The following is a 21617-nucleotide window of genomic DNA, read 5'->3' as shown; positions in this document are numbered from 1 at the left end:
CAACTGTCATTGAGTTTGATATGTTAAGATTAGATAATGATATGTTTAAGCCATTTTTGATACTATTTCTTCATCAGATAAATGTGGATCTAAAATTGCTTCATTATTTGGTGTACCATATTTAATGAAATTATATATAAATAAAATAATACCTACTGTGAATAATGATGCAGCTAATATTAATCCCCAAAAATGAACTTCAACTTCATGTTGTACTTTTAAAAAGTCCATACCCATTTTCCTTTCTAAATATACTTGAGTGATACCAGCTACTGCAAATGCACCTGTCATGCCCAACATGCCTATATTTGATATCCAAAATGCTAATAACCCACTTAGATTATTATAAATTTTTCTTCCAGTAAGTAGTGGTAAAGAATAGGTGATAATTGCAAAAACAATCATGGCATATGCGCCCCAAAATGCTAAATGTCCATGCATTGCTGTTACAAGAGTTCCATGTGTGTACATATTTACACTAGGTAATGTATGAGCAAATCCTAAAAATCCTGCACCTACAAATGACATTATAGCACAACCAATTGTCCAAAGTAATGCAATTTTATTTGGATGTGACCTTCCACTCTTTCTATACATATTTACTGCAAATAATGCCATACCTAAAAATGCTAATGGTTCTAATGCTGAAAATATTCCGCCTACCATTAACCAATATTTCGGTACTCCTATGTAGTAATAATGGTGTCCTGTTCCTAAAATACCAGATATGAATGTTAGTCCTACAATAATGTAAAGCCATTTCTCAATTACTTCTCTATCAACTCCTGTTAATTTTATTAATAAAAATGCAAGTATAGCACCCATTATTAATTCCCATACACCTTCTACCCATAAATGAACTACCCACCATCTAAAATATGAATCCATAGTTTGATTTTCAAAATATATCATTCCTGGTAAGTATAGTAGAGCTGCAGATAATAAACCTAGTATCAAAACAATACCAGTAGTTGTAAAACGTTTTCCTTTTAATGCTGTCATACAAATATTAAAAAGAAACATTAATACGTTTACAACTACTAAGTAATCTAATGGTCTTGGTATTTCTAAGAATTTTCTACCTTCCCACCAATTCAGATGAAATCCGATAATTGCTACAACACCAACTATGATTAATGATACTAGTTGTACAATAGCTAATTTTTCTGAATAAATTTCTCTATCTGCTTCATCTGGTATAATGAAATGTGCAGCACCCATAAACCCTGTAAGAAGCCAAACTACAAGTAAATTTGTGTGTGTTGCACGTGCTGTATTGAATGGTATTAAATCATGTAAAACATCTAAGCCTACATGTGCAAAGCCCATTATAAATCCATAGATAATTTGTAGACTTAGCAATAATATGCAAGTTGCAAAATACCAATATGCTAATTTTTGTGATTTATATCTCATAAGTATTAATTTATAGGTTAAATATTTATTTTAGTGTAATCAAGAAGCTAACTAATTCATTTATTTCTTCATCTGACAAAGGTAGCTTAGGCATTGCTGTACCTGGTTTTACTGCTTGTGGATCTTTAATCCAATTATGCATATATGTTTCGTCTAATCTACTGCCCACACCATCTAAAGCTGGTCCAACTTTTCCGCCAACACCACCAATTGAATGACAAGCAGAGCATAATTGTTTGAATTTCTCTGGTTGGGCTGTTGTAGAAACTGTACTCGAACTTGAACTTGTTGTTGTACTACTTGTTTGTAAATCTGGTTTTGCAGGAAATCCGTTTAAGTCAATTTTTCCTATCCAATCTAAAAATGCAACGATATCATCAATTTCTTTATCTGTAAAATTATATTGTACCATTTTTCTTTCATTTGGGTACATTGCTTGTGGATCTTTTAAGAAAATTTTTAACCATTCTTTTCCTCTTCGTTCTACGGTTCTTGTAAGCTCTGGTGCATAGTAAGCACCTTCACCTAGTATGGTATGGCATCCCATGCAATTATTCTTTTCCCATAATATCTTTCCATTATTTACTTCTTCAGATAATTTTTCCTGATTTGTTTGCTCTGGTACTTTTTTTATTGAATCTACTGTGAGAAATAAAAATACACCTGAAAACAGAACTGTACCTAGAATAAAGAACAGTCGTGCTTGTGATTTAGTTAACATATTATTTATAATTTATAAGATTAAAAGATACGATTATCCTATACAAAATTGAAAAAATATTTTTATTTGAAATATGATATATGTCATATTTCAACTATATTTTGTCTAATGCATTTTTTGTAGAGTGTTTATAAATGCCAACTAAACTAATTGGGAAAAAAATACTTGTGTAAAATAGATAGTTTGCAATGTTTTGTATTGGTAAAATTGAACTAATAAATAATAAAACTTCAGTAGTGATAAATATAATACAAAAGACAAAGATGTGATAATTCCATTGTTTTATATGTTTGGTAGCATTATAGTAAAAACTAAGCCATACCACACCAATTAAAGTTAAATGTAAGAATGCAATAATAATATTTCTGTTTGTAATAAAACTATGTGAAAAAAGTGGAATGCTTATTATTAATTGCATTACTAATTTTGCAATATAACATAAAGTTATAAATAGTAATAAATAATTTTTGTTTTTATATGTATTCGCAAAACTAAACTTTGATGTTTGGAATAGAAAATAAATAGATATACATTGAAGTGCAGAACCAATAAATGATATGGTGTATTTTATTGGATTTGCATTATGCCATAATAATGAAATAGTATAAGTTAGAATTACAGAAGATGCATATGTATACAAAAATAGCTTAATTTTATTCGTGTCTTTATCTTTTTTTAAGTTCAATAAAACCAATAGAATAATGATGAAAATAAAGAAACCATTGTACTGAAAATGCAAGTAAAAGTAAACTGTATTGTAATATATTGGTGAATATGCAAGATTACTTTTCATTAAATAACCTAAACAAAATGGTGCAATACTTGAAACTACCAAGAAGAATAACAATAACTTATAAGCTAATAGAATTATTGTATGTTGTTTGTGAAAAATTATACTAACTAATTTATATCCTTGATACGAAAATGCAAATAACATTCCATATGCTGTAAATATTAAAACGACAATTGAATATTTGAATTTTGTTTGATATAAATATTCTATTTCAAATTTTTTAATTAATAAAATAGTGCCAAATAGAGTAATTACTGCATTAAATACTAAATGAGAATGTGCTTGTTTTAAATTCTTATAAGTGATAAATGAAATTGGGTAGATAACAATAAATCTTAGCAAAACACCAAGAATAGATAGTATAATGAAATTTATTATAGATACTTTTAATAATAAATTGTAGTTCATTTCTCTATTTTATAAAAAATTAAGAGACAAAAGTATCCTTTTTTAATATAATTCTGACAACTTTTTTAAAGTAATAGAATTTACTTATTTATAAGTAGTAAATAGTTGATTGGCAATTATTTTTGCTTCGTCAAATGCATCAAAATTCAAGTTTAACTCTACATGTTTTTCATTAAAATAGGCTAGTAGATTTTCTGTTGGCATATTTCCAGTCAAATCATCTTTTGCCATTGGGCAACCACCAAAACCATTGATTGCGCCATCAAATCTATTGCAACCTGCGTCCCAAGCTGCATCCACTTTTTCTCGCCAAGTGTCTTTTGTTGTATGAAAATGTGCGCCAAAACCAATTTCTGGAAAATCATTTTTTAAGATGGAAAATAGTTCTGTTATAATTTCAGGTTTTGCTACACCAATTGTATCTGAAATTGAGAATCTTGTAATATCTAATTCTAATAATCTTTCAATCCAATGTTCTACAAGCGCAACATCATACAAATCATTGTATGGATTGCCAAAAGCCATTGAAATATAGGCGACAAATTTTTTTCCATAGCAATCTGAAATATTTTTTATTTCTTCAACTCTTTGTAATGATTCTTCTAAAGTACAATTTGTATTTCTTAATTGAAATGTTTCAGATATTGAAAATGGGTAACCTAAATATGTAATTTCATCAAATTGGCAAGCTTCTTCAGCACCACGTGTATTGCCAATAATTACTGAAAGTCTGGTATTGGTGTCAGATAAATCTAATTGTGGAATAACAGCAAATGTATCTGCCATTTGTGGTATAGATTTGTTGGATACAAAACTACCACAATCTAAAGTATGGAGTCCAACTTTAAGTAATGCATTTAAGTATTCTATTTTTTTAGTTGTAGGAATAAATGTTTTGATACCTTGCATGGCATCTCTTGGACATTCTATAATGTGTGCTACTTCGTTCATTTGTGTAAAAATAAGAAAAAAGATATTAACTAAAGATAAGCAACAAGCATTTGCTTACTTATATTCCAAAGTTTTTCTGCAAGTGCTTCATTTTGAGCTAATGAAGATGGTTTCTTGGCAACACATTTGTCAAAATATTTTCCAGAAATATTTTCTACAGCAGCTGAACTTGCTAAAAATACTGATGTTTTTGCGCCATCAGCAGTTGGAATTCCAGTAAGTGTATCAATAACTTTCCATGCAAATGAAAAAAAGTTGTTGGTGTTTTTGCTTCCAATATCTGACTTTACTCTACCTGGATGCAAACTATTTACTGTTACATTTGTTGTAGATAGTTCTTTCGCCAAATAATTACTAAATAATACATTGGCTAATTTTGAACGTTCGTAGGCTTTTAAAATAAAATAATTTTTATTGTAATGTAAATCATCAAAATCTAATTTTCCAGGATAATGTGAATCAGATGCTACATTTACAATTCTTCCTTGTTTAGCTTGTTTAATGTTTTCTATTAAAATATTAGTTAGTAAGAATGGTGCTAAATGATTGACAACAAAAGTTTTTTCAAATCCATCTTTAGTCAATTCTCTTTTTGCAAAAACAGCACCAGCATTATTTATTAAAACATCTATGATTGGTAATTCATTTTTTATTTTTAATGCAACATTCTTTACTTCATCTAAATGCTCAAAATCTGCAATAAAATATCCGTATTTATTTTTGTTGTTGATTGATTTTAATTCACCAATAGTGGTTATACATTTTTGTTCATTTCTAGCAATAATGTATATATCATAATTTAATTTTGCTAATTGGCAAGCAGTTTCCTTACCAATTCCATCAGTTGCACCAGTTATTATGCAAATTTTTTGTTCTAATCCCATTTGTTTCTTGTAGATAATGCATATTTGCCTGCACCAGAAATCATTAATGCTAAGCTAGAAAATACATAGAACCAATGTATTTCTAATGCTAATGAGCCATGTTCTGTGAATTTGAATAAATCGCCACTATGCGCCATTGCTATGGCAACAATCATATTGAATAACAATATGCCTGCTGCAATTCTTGTTCTAAAGCCAACAATGATTAAGATTGGTGCAAGTACTTCACCTACAATTACACCATATGCTATAAAACTTGGTAAGCCTTTGCTTGTAAGCATTTGTCCTATCATATCTACACCATGTTGCAATTTTGCTATTCCATGTGTTAGCATTAATAAACTTACTGTAAGTCTAATAATAAGCAAAGCTAAGTCTGTATTTTTTTTCATATTGTATTATTTATCTGTGCTGAGCACCATTTTTAATTTTAGTCTAGCACCTATTTGCATCACATCTACCAAATCTTGTACGGATAGATTTTTAGCTACTCTAAGTACTACTGTATTGTCTGCATTGTTTTCAACAGAACTGTGAAGTGCAGACTCTAAATCCATTATAGATACTTCTGTATTGTTGATGTAGTATTTTAATTCATCTGTTACAGAAAGTGTAATTGGTTGCTTTGCTAATTGTTCAGTAGTTTCTGCTTTTGGCAATAACAACTTAATGATGTTTTGATTAGCCATTGTAGAAATAATCAAGAAAAATAACATCAAAAAAAACATGATGTCATTCATGGCAGACATGGCGTCTTCATCATGGAATGCTCTTCGTCTTTTTAATTGCATAGTATGATTATTTATTTGGTTTTTTAATGCCTTTTGTAAATTCAAACACAGCTTTCTGTAATTTTAAACTGTAGCTATCTATTTTGGTATACAAGAAATTGTAGCCCATGAATGCGATAATACCAATAATTAATCCAGTTCCAGATGTAATCATCTTTTCATATAAACCACTTGAAATAGTACCAATGGAAATATCTGATGATAATGAGATGTTATAGAATATTTTGATTACACCTAATATTGTACCTACGAAACCTAAACGTAGTGCTATACCTGAAATTAAACTAATATAGCCTGTATGTTTTTCCATTTCCATCAATTCTATATTAGATTGTGTTTCTAATGCTTTTTCAATATGGTCAATTGGTTTGCCTAATTGAGAAATTCCTGCTCTTAATACTTCGCCTATTGCAGAATTGCTTTGAATACAAAGTGTTTCAGCATTTTGTACATTTCCAGAATAAAGTTTGTCTAGTACATTATTTACTAAATTACTATCTATTTTAGATCGCTTGCTGATGTATAGGTATCGTTCTATTATAAAACCAATAGCAATAACAGATAGTATTAGTAATGGTATCATTACAATTCCACCTTTGGTAAGCAATCCAAAAATTGATATGCTTTCTTGTGGTGTTGCAGGAATACTACCTACTGTTGATGAATCTGAAATAATAGATGAAACTTGTAGAATAAAATTAAGTATGTTCATTAAAAAATATTTTTAACAAATGTAATAAACGAATTCTATAATCTGATACTCATTTTAGAAAATTTAACTATATATTTGTTCATATTTTTTTGCAATGGATGTAATGGTTCTAACTAAAGAGTTTATAAAGTTTGTATTATTTATGATGCTTTTATTTGTTATCCATAAGGTTAGTGGACAAACTATAAATACAAAGCCAGTCCTAGAACTTAATAAACAAAACTCAAATGCCAATTATAGATTTACTTTTGCGCAAATTACTGATGTACATATTGGAGAAGGATATCGCGATTATGGAACTTATGGTTATGTAAATGATACATTTCCTGAAATAGATAGTAGCGAACCAACAGTAGCTTTGCAAAATGCTGTGAAATGGCTCAATGAAAACCATGAAGCTAAAAATATAAAATTTGTAATTGTATCGGGTGATTTAACTGCCAAAGCTCAATACTCAGAGTTTATGAAATTTAAACAAATAATGAGTGTTTTAGAAATTCCGTATGTGCCAATGATTGGAAACCATGATGTGTGGCAATATGTAAAATATAATGAAGAAGAAACTTATGCAACTGCTGATTCGTTGATGAATGTAATTTTTGCTGATGTGTTTGAAAGAAATAAAATGTTTTTTTCTAATTGGGATGATGGTACAAGGTTGACCCAAACGTATAATCCAGAAACAGAAAGAACACATTATTTCCAAAATTTTTATTTTGAGTATGATGATTTTTTATTTTATGCATTAGATTTTAATCCAAGGTACCATGTAAAAAAAGAAGAGCCAGGCATTGGACCAGAAGCACAATTATATGATTATGATGGTGGTACATTTAGATGGCTGCAAGCATCATTGGCAAACAATCCAAAAAAAGGAAATGAGAATATATGTGTTATATCACATCATCCACCAATAGATAATATATTGTTTGTGCTTTCAGGATTTGTTTTTGAATATGATGAGTTTGATAAATTAACTAAAATGCTTGCGCCACACAGTGAACATTTAGCTTTATGGCTTTCTGGACATATACATATGTATTACAATTTTCCGCTAAAAACTATGAATAAATGGTATAATATTGCACCACTGCGTGTCATTCCTGCAAACAAAGATTTTGAAGACGCTTATATTCAGCTCGTTGATGTGTATTTAGAAGAAAGTATTACAACAAGCATCAAACAAAATAATTTCAAATTAATAAATAATATTTATCCCAATCCAAGCACTGATTTTATAAATATTCAATTGGAAAATGGTATATTTAATGCACAATATAAAATACTTGATATTAATGGGAAAACTATGTTGCAACAAACAATATCTGGATTGCAAAAAAATATTACTGTAGATATTTCTATGCTTGAAAAAGGTAATTATATTATGTCTATAGAAAATGAAAAAAGAATTGATACACACAAATTTACTAAACACTAAAAATAACAAATAAAAGAATGAAAAAAATCTTAACACTAATTGTATTATTTTCTATATTACAAAATATTATAGCACAAGAAGAAGCACCAAAAACAGAAACCACAAAAGAATATAAATTTACATTTAGAGCTGGAGCCGCCAATAGTTTAAACTATTTCAAACAAACAAGTGATTACGAAGTTGGGTATAAAAAAATATCATTAGGCAATGGTTTGGGTACAGAATTATCTTACCATATCAACAAAAAGTTTGCAGTGAATTTGCATTACTATATGTATTATTATAAAAATAAAGATATAGATTACAAAGCTTCTTTTTTAGATGAAGATTTTAAATTGAATCAACAAAATCATTTTATTGCTGCCACTGCATCATTTACTGTTTTTAGTAAAAAAACAAATAAAATTTTTATAAGTACTGGTCCAGGTTTTACTATCAAAAATGAACAAATACTTACATTAGCTGATGATTTAATAGCATTAGATGGTAGTAAAGTTCCTGTGAGAATTAGAGAGCAAAAAGTATTCAAATATGCACAACCAATTGCAATTAGTATAGAAAATTTTGTGAAGAATAAAATTATTTTAGGTGCAAGTGTACAAACATTTATATTTGGAGAAAAAAGACCATTCAAAGGTGTTTATTTATTTTCTTACTTAGGTTTGCCATTTTAATTTTTTCTAAATTTTGCTGTTCTATAGAATATTTCACTAAGTATCTTTTTATCAATTTCAGTAAGTTGTATGCTTCTGCGTTCCATTACTCTTTGAGCAACTTCAAATGCTGTACCTAATGAGAATGTAGCATTTCTGCCCCAACTAAAGTCTGGAATAAATTTAGCTGAAAAGCCAGCATCAAAAATATTTGCGCAAACACCAACTACAGTGCCTGTATTAAATTGTGTGTTGATAGTCGCTTTCGCATGGTCGCCCATAATCAATCCAGAAAACTGAAGATTAGATTCGATGTAGTCTTCGTTACTATAATTCCAAACTTTTATGGAACTATAATTGTTTTTAAGATTTGAATTGTTGGTGTCTGCACCAAGATTGCACCACTCACCTATTACTGCATTGCCCAGAAAACCATCATGTGCTTTGTTGGAATAACCAAAGATTACACTATTAGATACTTCTCCACCAATTTTACAATGTTGCCCAATACTTGTGTCACCATAAATTTTTGCTTGCATTTTTAGTGTACTATGTTCGCCAAGTGCAAATGGTGCTCTAATTGTACATCCTTCCATAATTTCCGAATGATTATCTAAAAATATTGGTCCATCTTTTGTATTTAATGTTGATGCTTCACATATTACATTTTCCATAATATACACATCATTACCTAATAAAATATTAGTTTTAGATAATGCATCAGGATTTGGTTTTAGTTGCATCAATTTGATGTCATTTCTAATTTCTTGCCCATTGTTTTTAAAAATATTCCATGGATAATTTATAGAACATGTGTTTTCTGAATAAATAATTTTAGTAAACTCATTTACATGTTTTTCTATATCATTTATGTTGTTTATTTCTGAAGTATTAATAAATGCAATGATTTGATTGTTTGCAACCAATGCTTCATTAGAATTTAGCTTTTCAATGGCTGACCACAATTGTATATTTGGTAGTAAGCTCGAATTGATAAAAATGGCAGCATTTGCATTAGCTTTGTATTTGTATTTTTCATCCAGATAATCTATAGATAAAATACTAATATCATTTGTAGAAATTAGTTTTTGCCATTTTTCTTTAATGGTCAATATGCCAACTTTTATATCTGCAATAGCGCGTGTTGCTGTGAGTGGAAGTAAATTTTGCCAATTATTAAAAGTGTCAAATAAGACTATATTTTGATGATGCATATTACAAAAATAAAAAAAGCCTCTAATAAATTAGAGGCTATGTATAATTTAATACAATAAATACTAGTTTTTCTTTGCGTATTTTTTGTTGAATTTGTCGATACGACCAGCAGTATCTACGAATTTTGCTTTTCCAGTATAGTATGGATGCGACATATTAGAAATCTCTAATTTCACTAATGGATATTCATTACCATCTTCCCATGTAAAAGTGTCTTTTGTAGCTGCACATGATTTGCCTAAGAATGTATAATCGCACGAAAAATCTTTAAATACTACAGTTCTATAAGTTTGTGGATGTATGTCTTTTTTCATTTTTGTATATTTTGGTACGCAAAGATATGAATTTATTTCTAAATGGAAAAGCGATATTTGTATTTTTACAATAATTTATTGTTGTGTAGCTATTCCTTGAGTATTATTTTTAATGCACCACTTTTTGCTAAGTCAGAATACAACATTACATTTTGTATTTTCTTTCCATCTTTTATGGTAATTGATGCTGTATTTGGTGGCTCTACTCCAAGATTTAATGCATGTAATACTAAATAGTTTGTTCCATTTTCAACTTGTATAGAAATTGTTTGTTTTGTTTTGGTTAGTAAAGCATTTTCTAAAACTGGTTTGTTATTTAGGTATAAGCTAATTGAATCGTAATCAAAATTGTACTTATCCCAATATTCAATAATTATATTTCTACTAGATACATAAACTTCATTTTTTACAACTACTTCCCTTTCTTTCAATGGATCTGCATTTTCAATAACAGGCATCTTCTCTTCATTCTTTTCTACAATATATGTTTCTACAACTTTTGGAGATTTTTCTTTTTCAAGTTTTTCATATTTTGTCCATAAATTATCAAATGCATTTACCATTTGTTCATAATTTGCTTTATACAAATATGCAGACCTTAAGCATTGAAACATATCACTTTGAAAGAACTTTACCTTACAACTTGTAAAATTATCATCAGCTTTTGATTGCTCTTTCCAAGTATCAACAAAAGATAGCACAGTTTCATTATCACTCAAGTCTAAAGTGCCATTCAAGCAATCCACCCAGTTTGAGCCACCATTTTCTTTAAGTAAGAAAATAGCAGTTATTTCTAAACTTTTGTTGCCACATATATTTCCACTTACTGAGTATTCGCCTTTGTAATAGCCATTTGTAATTCTAAGTTTTGCTGTAAATACATTTGATGGTAATCTTTTTAAATCCATTTCTACTTCATAGGTATTGTGCAAATACATAACAAATGTACCACGCCACAAACCATCAATATTTTGTGCATTTAAATTGAAGAAAAAACAAACAAGTAGTGGGAATAATAGTTTCTTTAGCATGTCTTACTTTTATTTACAAATATACAAAAAATTATATCTATGATTCTTGTTTTAGTGTGTCTTGTATAAATTTAAACAATTCTCTTTGTCCAATAAATTTTTCTGATGAAGTTTTAAATTCCATTGGCAATTCATTCCAGCTTTCCATCATTATCTCATTAAATTTCTGGATGTTTTTATTAATTTCAATAGACTTTGCCTTATCAATTTTTGTAAATACAATAATAAATGGAATTCTATTTTCGCCAAGCCAGCTAATAAATTCTAAATCTAATTTTTGTGGTGGAATTGATGCATCAACTAGTGTAAACACAGCATATAGCGTTTCTCGTTTTGTAAGAAAATGACGAATCATTTTATCAAAATCAGAACGCATTGTTTTAGATACTTTTGCATAACCATAACCAGGTAAATCTACAAGATGCCAAGCTTTGTCGATCAAAAATATGTTTATCTTTTGTGTTTTTCCAGGTGTTTGTGATGTTTTTGCCAAACCTTTCATGTTTGTAACCATATTAATCAATGATGATTTTCCAACATTACTTCTTCCAATAAATGCAAATTCTGGTATTTCTGCTTTTGGGCATTCACTTTCTTTATTGAAAGAGCCAATGTATGTTGCGCTTTGTATCATATTCTAGGATTATATTTAGATTTATTAATAAGAATTAAAACACAAATGTAATATTATTTGTATTTTTGTGCACATTCATGAGCAAATCAATAACACCTTACAACTCTAATGATACAAAAAAAGATCAAGTTGCTACAATGTTTAATAATGTTGCTGGTACTTACGATTTCTTAAATCACTTTTTTTCTTTAGGAATTGATAAGCTTTGGAGAAAAAAGCTAATAAAGTTAATTCAGTTAGAAAATCCAACTTTAATTTTGGATGTTGCTACAGGCACTGCAGATTTGGCAATTGCAGAAAGCAAAACATCAGCTGAAAAAATTATAGGTGTAGACATATCTACCAAAATGTTGGAAGTAGGTAGAGAAAAAATAAAAAAATTAAACATACAAAATATTGAATTGCAAGAAGGCGATAGTGAAAATTTAAATTTTAAAGACAACACTTTTGATGCAGTAAGTGTAGCATTTGGTGTTCGTAATTTTGAAAATTTAGAAATAGGATTAACAGAAATGCACAGAGTATTGAAAGCTGAAAAAAAAGTTTTTATTTTAGAATTTTCAATTCCAACCAATTTTATTATAAAAATTTATATTTTCTATACTTCTTCTATATTCTTCCATTTATTGGTAAAATTGTATCAAAAGATTCTAGAGCTTATTCATATCTACCAGAATCTGTAGAGAAATTTCCATCTGGCAACAAATTTGTAGAAATATTAAATAAATGTGGTTTTAAAGACATCTCATGCACACCATTACTATTTGGAATAAGTACCATATATATTGGCAAAAAATAATCATTGTTTGTACAATGTTTTTTTTCTGTATGAGTACCGCAGTAGCTCAGAAAAATGTTTATGAAAATGATTTAAAATATCAACGCAAAAAATATCATTTTGGCATTCATCTTGGTGTTGGCATGTCAGATTATAGAATTAGACATAGTGAAACTTTTGCATTAAGCGATACCATATTAGCAATAAAATCTAAATTAACTTTAGGCTACGAAATTGGTGGTTTGTTTGCCTATCATATAAATAAAAACTTTGAACTTAGAGTTGTACCTACTTTTTTGTTTAATGATAAGAATTTGAATTTCACATATAGCAATAATACTACTGAGCAAATAAAACTTCCAACTATTGTATATGATATGCCAATAGAAATAAAATTCAAATCAGATCCAATTAAAGATTTTAAAATTTATGTTGTGGCTGGTATGAAATACAGTTATGATATTGGTTCAAAATTAAGTGGACGTGTAAAAACATTTGTACCACAACAAAAAGCAAATGATTTGTCAATGACATATGGTGTTGGTTTAGAAATACATTTTCCATTATTTATTTTGTGTCCAGAATTTAAAATGGCAAATTCATTCTTAAATACACATATCAAATCAGATGGATTTTCAAATTCTAGTTTTATACAAAGATTGTATAATAGAACATTTTTATTCTCTATTAATTTTGAAGGATAATTATTTTAGAAAATAATTGGATACTTACTCGGATTTACTTCATACATTATTTTGCAAACTGCTCTGATAATATCTTCAGCATTTGGCTTACAAAAATAATCACCATCGGTGCCAAATGGTACTCTATGATTTTTTGCAGAAATGGTTATTGGCGCACTGTCTAGGAAATTAAATATTTGTTGCTTTTCCAAAACTTCTTGTAGCATATATGCTGTAGCACCACCTGGATAATCTTCATCCAAGAAAATTACTCTATTGGTTTTCTTAATAGATTCACCAATTACGCCATAAATATCAAATGGTAATAATGTTTGTACATCAATTAATTCTACTGAAATGTCTAATTCATTTAGCGTTTCAATTGCTTTTTGTGCAATTCTAATACATGAACCATAACTTACAATGGTGATGTCATTTCCTGTAATTAATATTTCGGGTACGCCTAATGGTACTGTAAAATCGCTAGCATTTTCTGGTATTTTTTCTTTTAGTCTGTAACCATTCAAACATTCTATTACTAATGCTGGCTCATCACTTCTTAGCAATAAATTGTAAAATCCAGCAGCTTGTGTCATATTTCTAGGTACGCATACATGCATGCCACGCAATGTTCCTAAAATCATTTGCATTGGAGAACCTGTGTGCCAAATTCCTTCCAAACGATGCCCACGTGTGCGCACAATTATTGGTGCTTTCTGTCCACCTTTTGTTCTATATGATAGACATGCAACATCATCTGCTAATGATTGCAAGCCATACAGTAAATAATCTAAGTATTGTATTTCTGCAATTGGTCTAAATCCGCGCATGGCCAATCCAATAGCTTCGCCAATGATTGTTGCTTCTCTGATGCCAACATCATATATTCTTTCTTCACCAAAAATACTTTGCAAACCTGCAAATGCCTGATTGACATCACCTATTTTTCCAACATCTTCGCCAAATGCTAATATACTTGCATCTCTTTCAAAATTTGCTTTGAAGCATGCATTCAAAACTTGAAAACCACTAAGTATTTTTGAATCTTTTGAATAGATAATATCTACTTTATCTTTCTTTTGTGGTGCTAAATTTGAATTTGTAAATTGATAAGAACTGTACCTTTCATTATTTATTAGATAATGTTCATTGTACCACTGCGTTAGTCTTTGTACAGCATTTGATGTTTGTGCTTGTAGGCAAATAAAAACTTGAGCAATGGTTTCAAAAATATCTTTACGAACAGGATCTAATGTGGTTTTTAGTCCATCAATTATTTCATCTAGTTTTTCTTTTTTATTTGAATGTTCAAAGCCAATATTTTTAATAATTCCAACTACTTCATTTATTTCATTTATGATAGGTTGATGGAATTTTTTCCAAGCAATTTTCTTTTGTTCTAGCACATATTCATGTGCAGATTTTTCAATATTATCAAGGTGTTGTTCTGTTGCAATTTTAGATTGAATGATCCATTGTTTAAATTTGGATATACAATCAAATTCTTTCTCCCATTCTAATCTATCAGATGATTTATATCTTTCATGTGAACCACTCGTTGAGTGCCCTTGTGGTTGAGTTACTTCTTCAATATGTATAATTACTGGAATGTGTTTAGTTCTTGCTACTTGACTAGCTTTTAGATATGTTGCAACTAAATTTGAATAATCATGTGCTTTTGCTTTGAGTATAAGAAAACCATTTTTGTTTTTTTCTAATTCAAATCCTTTTAATATATCACTAATACTTTCTTTTGTTGTCTGGTATTTCTTTGATACAGAAATACCATAACCATCATCCCAAATAGATACAACTAATGGTACTTGTTGTACTCCAGCAGCATTGATAGTTTCCCAAAATAAACCTTCAGATGTTGAAGCATCACCTATTGTGGCAAAGCAAATTTCATTTCCATTATTACTAAAAATATTATCTCTTAATGATTCATTGAGTTGTCTGTATTTTTTAGATGCTAATGCCAAACCTAAAGCACGTGGCATTTGTGATGCTGTTGGTGAATTATCTGCGGCTGTATTTTTTTTATTTTTTAATATTTTCCAATTTCCATTAGGTTCCAAATTTCTTGTGGCAAAATGGTTGTTCATTTGCCTTCCAGCCGTGTGTGGGTCTTGTGGTAATTCTTTTCCATCACCAAAAATTCCAAATTTTGCTTTCCCCGTAAGCACTTCTTTTCTGCCCATTAAGCTCATTGCTCTGCTTAAACAGCATATTCTATAGTCTTCTAATACATCAGAAGAAAATTTACTATATGACAATGAAGTAGTTAGTTCGCTTTCAATATTTTTATTAAAATTTGTCATCTGAAAATTAACTCTAATATACAAAAAATGGATAAGGTCTATGGTTTTGATATTTTCTTTTTTTTTGGTACGATATTTGTGTAGTAATTAGTAAAAAATATTTTATGAGAAAGTTAATGTACTTAATGGTTTTTGTTTTCACAGCGTTTGTTGCTAATGCACAAACTGACTTAAAAATTAAATTTAATGAGGTTGAGCATAATTTTGGAAATGCACCACAAGGAAAACCTGTTACACATGAATTCTTATTTACAAATACAGGAACAGATCCATTAATTTTAGAAAGTGTAAAAGCATCATGTGGATGTACTACACCAGAATGGTCTAAAGAACCAATAATGCCTGGAAAAACTGGTACTATAAAAGCTCAATATAATATGGCTAGAGAAGGTTCATTCAGAAAAGCAATTACTGTAGTTACTAAAAGTGGCGAAAGTGTAGTGTTGTATGTATCTGGTAATGCTGTGCCACAAACAGATGGCGTGGATGGTTCAAGTCCAAGCATGATTGGAAAATAGTTCAATACAATAAAAAAATATTAAGTTTTAGTTTAAATTCGTGCTCCATACTTTTTAGTATGGAGTTTTTTTATTTTTGTATATATATGCCATCAATTTCTACAAAAGGGCAATTAATGCCTTCGTCGCCAATACGCAAACTTGCACCATATGCAGAAAATGCAAAGAAAAGTGGTGTGCATATTTATCATCTTAATATTGGGCAACCTGATATTGAAACTCCAAAACAATTTTGGGATGCTGTAAAAAAGATTGATAAAAAAGTATTAGAATATAGCCCATCAAATGGATATGAAGCATTGCGCATTGCCTATGCAAAGTATTTTCAAGAAAGATGTGGTTTGAATAGTTTATGTGTAGAAGATATTCTAATTACAACTGGCGCATCTGAAGCATTGTTTTTTACATTACTATCTATTCTAGATGAAGATGAAGAAGTAATAATACAAGAACCTTTGTATGCAAACTATATTGGTTTTTCTAAAAGTGGAAATATTAAAGTAGTACCTATCGCAACTTCATTTGATAATGGATTTGCTTTGCCCACAATTGATGAGTTTGAAAAAGTAATAACACCTAAGACAAAAGCAATATTAATTTGCAATCCTAATAATCCGACTGGATATACATATACATGTGAAGAACTTGAACGCTTAAAGAACTTAGTTCAAAAGCACGATATATTTATTATTAGTGATGAAGTATATAGAGAATTTGTATATACCGACCAAGCACATATTAGTATGTTTAATTTTAGTGAAATTGAACAAAATGTAATATTAGTAGATTCTATTTCTAAAAGATTTAGTGCATGTGGTGCTAGAATTGGTATGGTAGCAACTAAAAATCATGAGGTATTAGAAACTGTATTGAAATTTGCACAACAAAGATTAAGTCCACCAAGTATTGAACAAATAGCTGCAGTTTCTTTGTTTGATGTAGAACAAAATTATTTTACGGAAGTAAATGCAGAATATAAAAAGAGAAGAGATGTAATTTTTGAAGGTTTAAATGCAATAGATGGTGTAAAATGCCATATGCCCAAAGGTGCATTTTATTGTATGGTACAACTGCCTGTAGAAGATGCAGAACATTTTTGCAAATGGATGTTGAGTGATTTTAGATGGGAAAATAGTACAGTGATGATGGCGCCAGGAAATGGATTTTATGCTACTGCTGGAAAAGGAAAAAATGAAGTAAGAATAGCTTATGTTTTAAATACGGACGATTTAAAGAAGGCGTGTACATGTTTGAAAGAAGGCTTAACAAAATATAAGCAATTATTCTAGAATAAATAGTAACTTTGCAAATAATTAGTACAGTATTTGCTGTATGATATTATAAGGAATAATAAAATGTTCTTTGATTTATTGGGGCTGTTCGGTATTGACGGCAATTGTGCGAATAGGTAAGCATGTCGAGTATTGTGCAATTTTGACTCGTTAAACATAAAGCATACAACTTTTTTATATGGCGAAGAATCTTTCGCTCTAGCTGCCTAATATTAGATATTAGCTTTGCTAGTGTTCAACAAAACGTTTGCTTATTACGTTTCGTTCGAGCATCACTATAATAAGATAGTTTGTTGATGTTTCTAAAACAAATGAGATAATAGAAACTAAGCTATAAATTGGTAAGTATAAACACCTTTTTATAGTCGAAAATTAAGTTTGTACTACACATGTAGAAAGCTTATTGGTGCCTTGTCCGGACCTGAGTTCGATTCTCAGCAGCTCCACAAAATTAAATTCTATTGGTTTAGTTTTTTTACTAATAGATTTGCAAATTTCTCAATGTCATTTGGCCATCTTGCAGAAGTTAAATTTCTATCTTCCACACAAAATGGTATAAAACTACTGAAGCCAGTTTTGAATTGACTTTTATCTTTTAAAAATGATTCTACTTCGTCTTGTAAGTATGCATCATATGTTTTATAATAATCATCTAGTTTCCATTTTGTAATTCCATAAGCTAACATTTCTAATGATTTTGGTAAGCCTGTGAAATTATAATCATAAACTATGCTTTTACCTGTTTCAGAATTTACTGAACGTGCTAATAATAATGAGCCATGACAAACAGATGCAACTTGTTTGTTGAGTTTGAAAAAATCAACAATGATTGCTTGTAATATTTTACTTTCCAAATATGGTCTCATACCTTTTGCATGTCCACCAGGCAAAAATATCATAACATAATCTTGTGGAATTATTGCCTTGAAAGTAATCGGATTTTTAAACTCAGTTGTATTTAATAGTTCATTATAAGCATCAATTGCATTTTTCTTTGCACCTAATTGACCAAAAATTACGCCAGTCAAAAGCAATGGATCTGTTTCTCCAACATGTCCATTTTCTGTTGCAAAAGTACATTGTATATTATTACTAGATAATATTTTCCAAGTTAATGCAACTTCTGTTGTATCAAAATCTTTTAGAGGAATTGGAATAATAACTTTTTTCATTGATATAAGTTTTTATATTCCTGTGTAATTGAATGGCGAAATTTGTTTTAATTCTAACTTTATAGTATCACTTACATTCAATGTATCAATAAAATTATGAATTATTTCTTGATTTATTTTTTGATTAGTTCTGGTTAAGTCGCGCAATTTTTCATATGGTTGTTCATAACCTTCACGTCTAAGTACAGTTTGTATTGCCTCAGCTACAACTATCCAATTATCTTCTAAATCTTGTTTTATTTTTTGCTCATTTACTAATAATTTATTCAATCCTTTTAGAATAGAATCAAATGCTATTAAAGTATGTGCTATTGGAACACCAATATTTCTTAGTACTGTGCTATCTGTCAAATCTCTTTGCAGTCTTGATATAGGTAATTTTTCTGCTAAATGAATAAAAATTGCGTTTGCAATTCCTAAATTTCCTTCAGCGTTTTCAAAATCAATAGGATTTACTTTGTGTGGCATTGCACTACTACCCACCTCACCTGCTTTTATTTTTTGTTTAAAATAATCCATTGAAATATATGTCCATATATCTCTACAAAAATCAATAAGTATGGTGTTTATTCTTGAATAGTTATGAAACAATGCAGCTAAATTATCGTAATGTTCGATTTGTGTTGTAGTTTGAGAACGCACCAAACCTAAGTGTTTGCTAACAAACTTATTGGCTTCTACTTTCCAATTTATTGATGAGAAAGCAACTTTATGTGCATTGAAATTTCCTGTTGCACCACCAAATTTTGCACTATATGGTATTTGTGCAAAATATTTATATTGATTTTCTAATCTTTCAACAAAAACATCAAACTCTTTACCTAATCTTGTTGGCGAAGCTGGTTGCCCATGTGTGCGTGCAAGCAAAGCAATGTCTGCATATTCATCAACTTTATGCACCAATACTTCAATCAATTCATTAAATTTATTTTTATATATTGAATTAAAGAATTCTTTTAATGATAATGGAATTGCAGTATTATTAATATCTTGTGATGTAAGTCCAAAATGTATAAACTCAGATTTTTCTTTTAGAGAAGCATCTTTAATTTTCTCTTTGATAAAATATTCAACAGCTTTTACATCATGATTTGTGGTTTTTTCTATTTCTTTTACACGTTCTGCATCTTCCATAGAAAAATTATCACTTATACTTCTTAATTCTAAAATTTGTTCTTGAGATAAAGTATTGATGTTTTCAATTACATCAGCCAAAAATATAAAATATTCTATTTCAATTTTAATACGATATTTGATGAGCGCAAATTCAGAAAAGTAATTTTCTAAATCAGTTATTTTATTTCTATATCGTCCATCAATTGGTGAGATTGCAGTTAGTGAATTCATATAATATTAGTGAATATTTACAAAACTGCAAGATAAAGAAAAGTATTAGTTTTTAGTATTAACACTCAATTAAAAAAGCATCAATACTAGAAATTATTAATGTGTGATTATAATTGTTTGATTTCACTTACTAATTCAGTTAATGCTTTTTTAGCATCACCAAAGAACATAGAAGTTTTTGGATTGTAGAATAATAAGTTATCGATACCTGCGTAGCCAGCATTCATAGAACGTTTGTTGATAACAACCGTTTTTGCATTTTCTACTTCAAGAATTGGCATGCCATAAATTGGAGAACTTGGGTCAGTTTTTGCAGCTGGATTTACAACGTCATTTGCACCAACAACCAATACCACATCAGTTTGAGCAAACTCAGGATTTATATCTTCCATTTCTACTAACTTATCATATTCTACATTTGATTCTGCTAAAAGTACATTCATATGTCCTGGCATACGTCCTGCAACTGGATGAATTGCATATTTTACTTCTACGCCTCTTTCTTCTAATAATTTTTCTAATTCATGAATAACATGTTGTGCTTGTGCAACTGCTAAGCCATATCCTGGTACAATTACTACTTTTTTTGCATAGTTTAATTGTACTGCCAAGTCTGATACTTGTACATCTTTGATAGTACCTTTTTCTCCAGTATCTGCAGCAGCTCCACCACCGCCACCGCCACCAAATGCACCAAATATTACATTACTTAATGGTCTGTTCATTGCTTTGCACATAGCTAAGGTAAGTAAGGTACCAGCACTACCAACTAAAATACCACCAGTAAGCATTGGTTTATTGTCATATAAAAATCCACCAAATGCTGCTGCTAAACCAGTAAATGAGTTTAATAAAGAAATTACTACTGGCATGTCTGCACCACCAATTGGTATTGTAAATAATATACCATAAACAATGGCTACTGCAAATAATATCCAAATAATGCTTGTTGGTAATACTTGGTTTTGCAATACTACATATACTGAAAATATAATTACTGCGAATAATAGTACATTGTTGAAAATATTGTATTGTGGGAAACGAATTGGCTTATTCATTTTTCCTGCTAATTTTAAATATGCAATTATTGAACCTGAAAATGATACTGTTCCAATTACTAAACCAGCTATAATAAAACCTAATGCTGATGTATTACCTATATTATGTTCAAACTCTGTAAGTCCTATAAGTGCTGCACACGCACCACCCATTCCATTAAACATAGAAACTAACTCTGGCATTTTGGTCATTTCTACTTTTTTAGCTGTCATCCAACCAATACCAGTACCAATTCCAATTGCAGAAAATATTAATCCAATTTTTATTGCTTCGCGTGATGTGTGTTCGCTATTAAACAAAAATATAGTACCAAGTATTGCAATACCCATTCCAAAAGCACCAATTAAGTTACCATTTCTTGCTGTTTTGGCATTTCCCATCATTTTTAGTCCAATAATAAATGTAATTGAACCAATTAAGTAACATATTTCTAATAATCCTTGCATGAATATAATTTAATAATTGTGTAATTTTATAAATAATTAT

21 protein-coding genes, 1 other RNA gene and 1 pseudogene are annotated in these 21617 nt (G+C 29.5%); 7 read left to right on the top strand and 16 right to left on the bottom strand.

Features of this window, described 5'->3' with window-relative positions:
* Window positions 1-45 precede the first annotated feature (45 nt).
* The 8 genes from IPK18_14135 to IPK18_14100 form a co-directional block, all read right to left on the bottom strand.
* Window positions 46-1416, bottom strand: a complete 1371-nt coding sequence (locus IPK18_14135; GenBank protein QQR97935.1) for a cbb3-type cytochrome c oxidase subunit I — start codon at window positions 1414-1416, stop codon at window positions 46-48.
* Between the two features lie 25 nt (window positions 1417-1441).
* Window positions 1442-2137 (bottom strand): c-type cytochrome, encoded by a 696-nt coding sequence (locus IPK18_14130; protein QQR97934.1) that lies wholly within the window; start codon window positions 2135-2137, stop codon window positions 1442-1444.
* Window positions 2138-2231: 94 nt separating this feature from the next.
* Window positions 2232-3338, bottom strand: a complete 1107-nt coding sequence (locus IPK18_14125; GenBank protein QQR97933.1) for a hypothetical protein — start codon at window positions 3336-3338, stop codon at window positions 2232-2234.
* A gap of 84 nt (window positions 3339-3422) precedes the next feature.
* Complete coding sequence (locus IPK18_14120; protein ID QQR97932.1) at window positions 3423-4289, bottom strand: hydroxymethylglutaryl-CoA lyase; 867 nt, start codon at window positions 4287-4289, stop codon at window positions 3423-3425.
* Window positions 4290-4318: 29 nt separating this feature from the next.
* A complete protein-coding gene (locus tag IPK18_14115; protein QQR97931.1) occupies window positions 4319-5173 on the bottom strand; it encodes an SDR family oxidoreductase in 855 nt (284 codons plus the stop codon).
* Complete coding sequence (locus IPK18_14110) at window positions 5164-5565, bottom strand: DoxX family protein (protein ID QQR97930.1); 402 nt, start codon at window positions 5563-5565, stop codon at window positions 5164-5166. Before IPK18_14110 ends, IPK18_14115 begins: the two co-directional genes overlap by 10 nt.
* Window positions 5566-5571: 6 nt before the next feature.
* Entirely contained in the window at window positions 5572-5964 is a 393-nt protein-coding gene (locus IPK18_14105) for a biopolymer transporter ExbD (GenBank protein ID QQR99364.1), read from the bottom strand.
* A gap of 7 nt (window positions 5965-5971) precedes the next feature.
* Window positions 5972-6676 (bottom strand): MotA/TolQ/ExbB proton channel family protein, encoded by a 705-nt coding sequence (locus IPK18_14100; protein ID QQR97929.1) that lies wholly within the window; start codon window positions 6674-6676, stop codon window positions 5972-5974.
* Between the two features lie 103 nt (window positions 6677-6779).
* On the opposite strand from IPK18_14100, the gene IPK18_14095 reads away from it, so the two are divergent.
* Together IPK18_14095 and IPK18_14090 are read left to right on the top strand one after the other, a co-directional pair.
* Complete coding sequence (locus IPK18_14095) at window positions 6780-8114, top strand: metallophosphoesterase (GenBank protein ID QQR97928.1); 1335 nt, start codon at window positions 6780-6782, stop codon at window positions 8112-8114.
* Between the two features lie 17 nt (window positions 8115-8131).
* Window positions 8132-8788 carry a hypothetical protein gene (locus tag IPK18_14090; GenBank protein QQR97927.1) on the top strand — a complete coding sequence of 219 codons (657 nt, stop codon included), beginning with the start codon at window positions 8132-8134 and terminating at the stop codon, window positions 8786-8788.
* Here IPK18_14090 and IPK18_14085 read toward each other — a convergent pair.
* The 4 genes from IPK18_14085 to IPK18_14070 form a co-directional block, all read right to left on the bottom strand.
* Window positions 8785-9981: a glucose-1-phosphate thymidylyltransferase gene (locus tag IPK18_14085; GenBank protein QQR97926.1), complete on the bottom strand. Its 1197-nt coding sequence runs from the start codon at window positions 9979-9981 to the stop codon at window positions 8785-8787. The two genes, IPK18_14090 and IPK18_14085, sit on opposite strands and share 4 nt — an antisense overlap.
* A 63-nt stretch (window positions 9982-10044) precedes the next feature.
* Window positions 10045-10296 (bottom strand): type B 50S ribosomal protein L31, encoded by a 252-nt coding sequence (locus tag IPK18_14080; protein ID QQR97925.1) that lies wholly within the window; start codon window positions 10294-10296, stop codon window positions 10045-10047.
* 89 nt (window positions 10297-10385) lie between these two features.
* Complete coding sequence (locus IPK18_14075; GenBank protein ID QQR97924.1) at window positions 10386-11327, bottom strand: hypothetical protein; 942 nt, start codon at window positions 11325-11327, stop codon at window positions 10386-10388.
* A gap of 37 nt (window positions 11328-11364) precedes the next feature.
* Window positions 11365-11961 (bottom strand): YihA family ribosome biogenesis GTP-binding protein, encoded by a 597-nt coding sequence (locus IPK18_14070; protein ID QQR97923.1) that lies wholly within the window; start codon window positions 11959-11961, stop codon window positions 11365-11367.
* 77 nt (window positions 11962-12038) lie between these two features.
* Here IPK18_14070 and ubiE point away from each other — a divergent pair.
* Window positions 12039-12760 (top strand): annotated as a pseudogene (gene ubiE / locus IPK18_14065) (bifunctional demethylmenaquinone methyltransferase/2-methoxy-6-polyprenyl-1,4-benzoquinol methylase UbiE).
* Window positions 12761-12789: 29 nt separating this feature from the next.
* Window positions 12790-13443: an outer membrane beta-barrel protein gene (locus IPK18_14060; GenBank protein ID QQR97922.1), complete on the top strand. Its 654-nt coding sequence runs from the start codon at window positions 12790-12792 to the stop codon at window positions 13441-13443.
* Window positions 13444-13448: 5 nt separating this feature from the next.
* Here the strand turns inward: IPK18_14060 and IPK18_14055 are convergent, their stop codons facing one another.
* Complete coding sequence (locus IPK18_14055; GenBank protein ID QQR97921.1) at window positions 13449-15743, bottom strand: transketolase; 2295 nt, start codon at window positions 15741-15743, stop codon at window positions 13449-13451.
* Between the two features lie 104 nt (window positions 15744-15847).
* Between IPK18_14055 and IPK18_14050 the strand changes: the two genes are divergently transcribed.
* From IPK18_14050 to ssrA, 3 genes are all read left to right on the top strand, one after another.
* Window positions 15848-16261 carry a DUF1573 domain-containing protein gene (locus IPK18_14050; GenBank protein ID QQR97920.1) on the top strand — a complete coding sequence of 138 codons (414 nt, stop codon included), beginning with the start codon at window positions 15848-15850 and terminating at the stop codon, window positions 16259-16261.
* Between the two features lie 86 nt (window positions 16262-16347).
* Window positions 16348-17550, top strand: a complete 1203-nt coding sequence (locus tag IPK18_14045; GenBank protein ID QQR97919.1) for a pyridoxal phosphate-dependent aminotransferase — start codon at window positions 16348-16350, stop codon at window positions 17548-17550.
* An 83-nt stretch (window positions 17551-17633) separates the two neighbouring features.
* Window positions 17634-18002: a transfer-messenger RNA gene (ssrA, locus tag IPK18_14040) on the top strand.
* A 9-nt stretch (window positions 18003-18011) separates the two neighbouring features.
* Here the strand turns inward: ssrA and IPK18_14035 are convergent.
* The 3 genes from IPK18_14035 to IPK18_14025 all read right to left on the bottom strand — a co-directional run bounded on the left by IPK18_14035 (window position 18012) and on the right by IPK18_14025 (window position 21577).
* Window positions 18012-18725 (bottom strand): DJ-1/PfpI family protein, encoded by a 714-nt coding sequence (locus IPK18_14035; GenBank protein QQR97918.1) that lies wholly within the window; start codon window positions 18723-18725, stop codon window positions 18012-18014.
* A gap of 12 nt (window positions 18726-18737) precedes the next feature.
* The gene (purB, locus tag IPK18_14030; GenBank protein ID QQR97917.1) at window positions 18738-20072 is read right to left on the bottom strand and encodes an adenylosuccinate lyase; all 1335 of its coding nucleotides are present in this window, start codon (window positions 20070-20072) and stop codon (window positions 18738-18740) included.
* A 107-nt stretch (window positions 20073-20179) separates the two neighbouring features.
* Entirely contained in the window at window positions 20180-21577 is a 1398-nt protein-coding gene (locus IPK18_14025; protein ID QQR97916.1) for an NAD(P)(+) transhydrogenase (Re/Si-specific) subunit beta, read from the bottom strand.
* Window positions 21578-21617: the final 40 nt, after the last annotated feature.

It is taken from the genome of Sphingobacteriales bacterium (assembly GCA_016699615.1).
Lineage (GTDB): Bacteria > Bacteroidota > Bacteroidia > Chitinophagales > JADIYW01 > JADJSS01.
Note: the sequence above shows the minus strand (reverse complement) of the source record. Positions and strands in the feature narration are given on the sequence as shown.

Coding starts and splice junctions, on each gene's coding strand:
- IPK18_14135 (QQR97935.1), bottom strand. CDS start 1,416: ATGAGATATAAATCACAAAAATTAGCATATTGGTATTTTGCAACTTGC.
- IPK18_14130 (QQR97934.1), bottom strand. CDS start 2,137: ATGTTAACTAAATCACAAGCACGACTGTTCTTTATTCTAGGTACAGTT.
- IPK18_14125 (QQR97933.1), bottom strand. CDS start 3,338: ATGAACTACAATTTATTATTAAAAGTATCTATAATAAATTTCATTATA.
- IPK18_14120 (QQR97932.1), bottom strand. CDS start 4,289: ATGAACGAAGTAGCACACATTATAGAATGTCCAAGAGATGCCATGCAA.
- IPK18_14115 (QQR97931.1), bottom strand. CDS start 5,173: ATGGGATTAGAACAAAAAATTTGCATAATAACTGGTGCAACTGATGGA.
- IPK18_14110 (QQR97930.1), bottom strand. CDS start 5,565: ATGAAAAAAAATACAGACTTAGCTTTGCTTATTATTAGACTTACAGTA.
- IPK18_14105 (QQR99364.1), bottom strand. CDS start 5,964: ATGCAATTAAAAAGACGAAGAGCATTCCATGATGAAGACGCCATGTCT.
- IPK18_14100 (QQR97929.1), bottom strand. CDS start 6,676: ATGAACATACTTAATTTTATTCTACAAGTTTCATCTATTATTTCAGAT.
- IPK18_14095 (QQR97928.1), top strand. CDS start 6,780: ATGGTTCTAACTAAAGAGTTTATAAAGTTTGTATTATTTATGATGCTT.
- IPK18_14090 (QQR97927.1), top strand. CDS start 8,132: ATGAAAAAAATCTTAACACTAATTGTATTATTTTCTATATTACAAAAT.
- IPK18_14085 (QQR97926.1), bottom strand. CDS start 9,981: ATGCATCATCAAAATATAGTCTTATTTGACACTTTTAATAATTGGCAA.
- IPK18_14080 (QQR97925.1), bottom strand. CDS start 10,296: ATGAAAAAAGACATACATCCACAAACTTATAGAACTGTAGTATTTAAA.
- IPK18_14075 (QQR97924.1), bottom strand. CDS start 11,327: ATGCTAAAGAAACTATTATTCCCACTACTTGTTTGTTTTTTCTTCAAT.
- IPK18_14070 (QQR97923.1), bottom strand. CDS start 11,961: ATGATACAAAGCGCAACATACATTGGCTCTTTCAATAAAGAAAGTGAA.
- IPK18_14060 (QQR97922.1), top strand. CDS start 12,790: ATGAGTACCGCAGTAGCTCAGAAAAATGTTTATGAAAATGATTTAAAA.
- IPK18_14055 (QQR97921.1), bottom strand. CDS start 15,743: ATGACAAATTTTAATAAAAATATTGAAAGCGAACTAACTACTTCATTG.
- IPK18_14050 (QQR97920.1), top strand. CDS start 15,848: ATGAGAAAGTTAATGTACTTAATGGTTTTTGTTTTCACAGCGTTTGTT.
- IPK18_14045 (QQR97919.1), top strand. CDS start 16,348: ATGCCATCAATTTCTACAAAAGGGCAATTAATGCCTTCGTCGCCAATA.
- IPK18_14035 (QQR97918.1), bottom strand. CDS start 18,725: ATGAAAAAAGTTATTATTCCAATTCCTCTAAAAGATTTTGATACAACA.
- purB (QQR97917.1), bottom strand. CDS start 20,072: ATGAATTCACTAACTGCAATCTCACCAATTGATGGACGATATAGAAAT.
- IPK18_14025 (QQR97916.1), bottom strand. CDS start 21,577: ATGCAAGGATTATTAGAAATATGTTACTTAATTGGTTCAATTACATTT.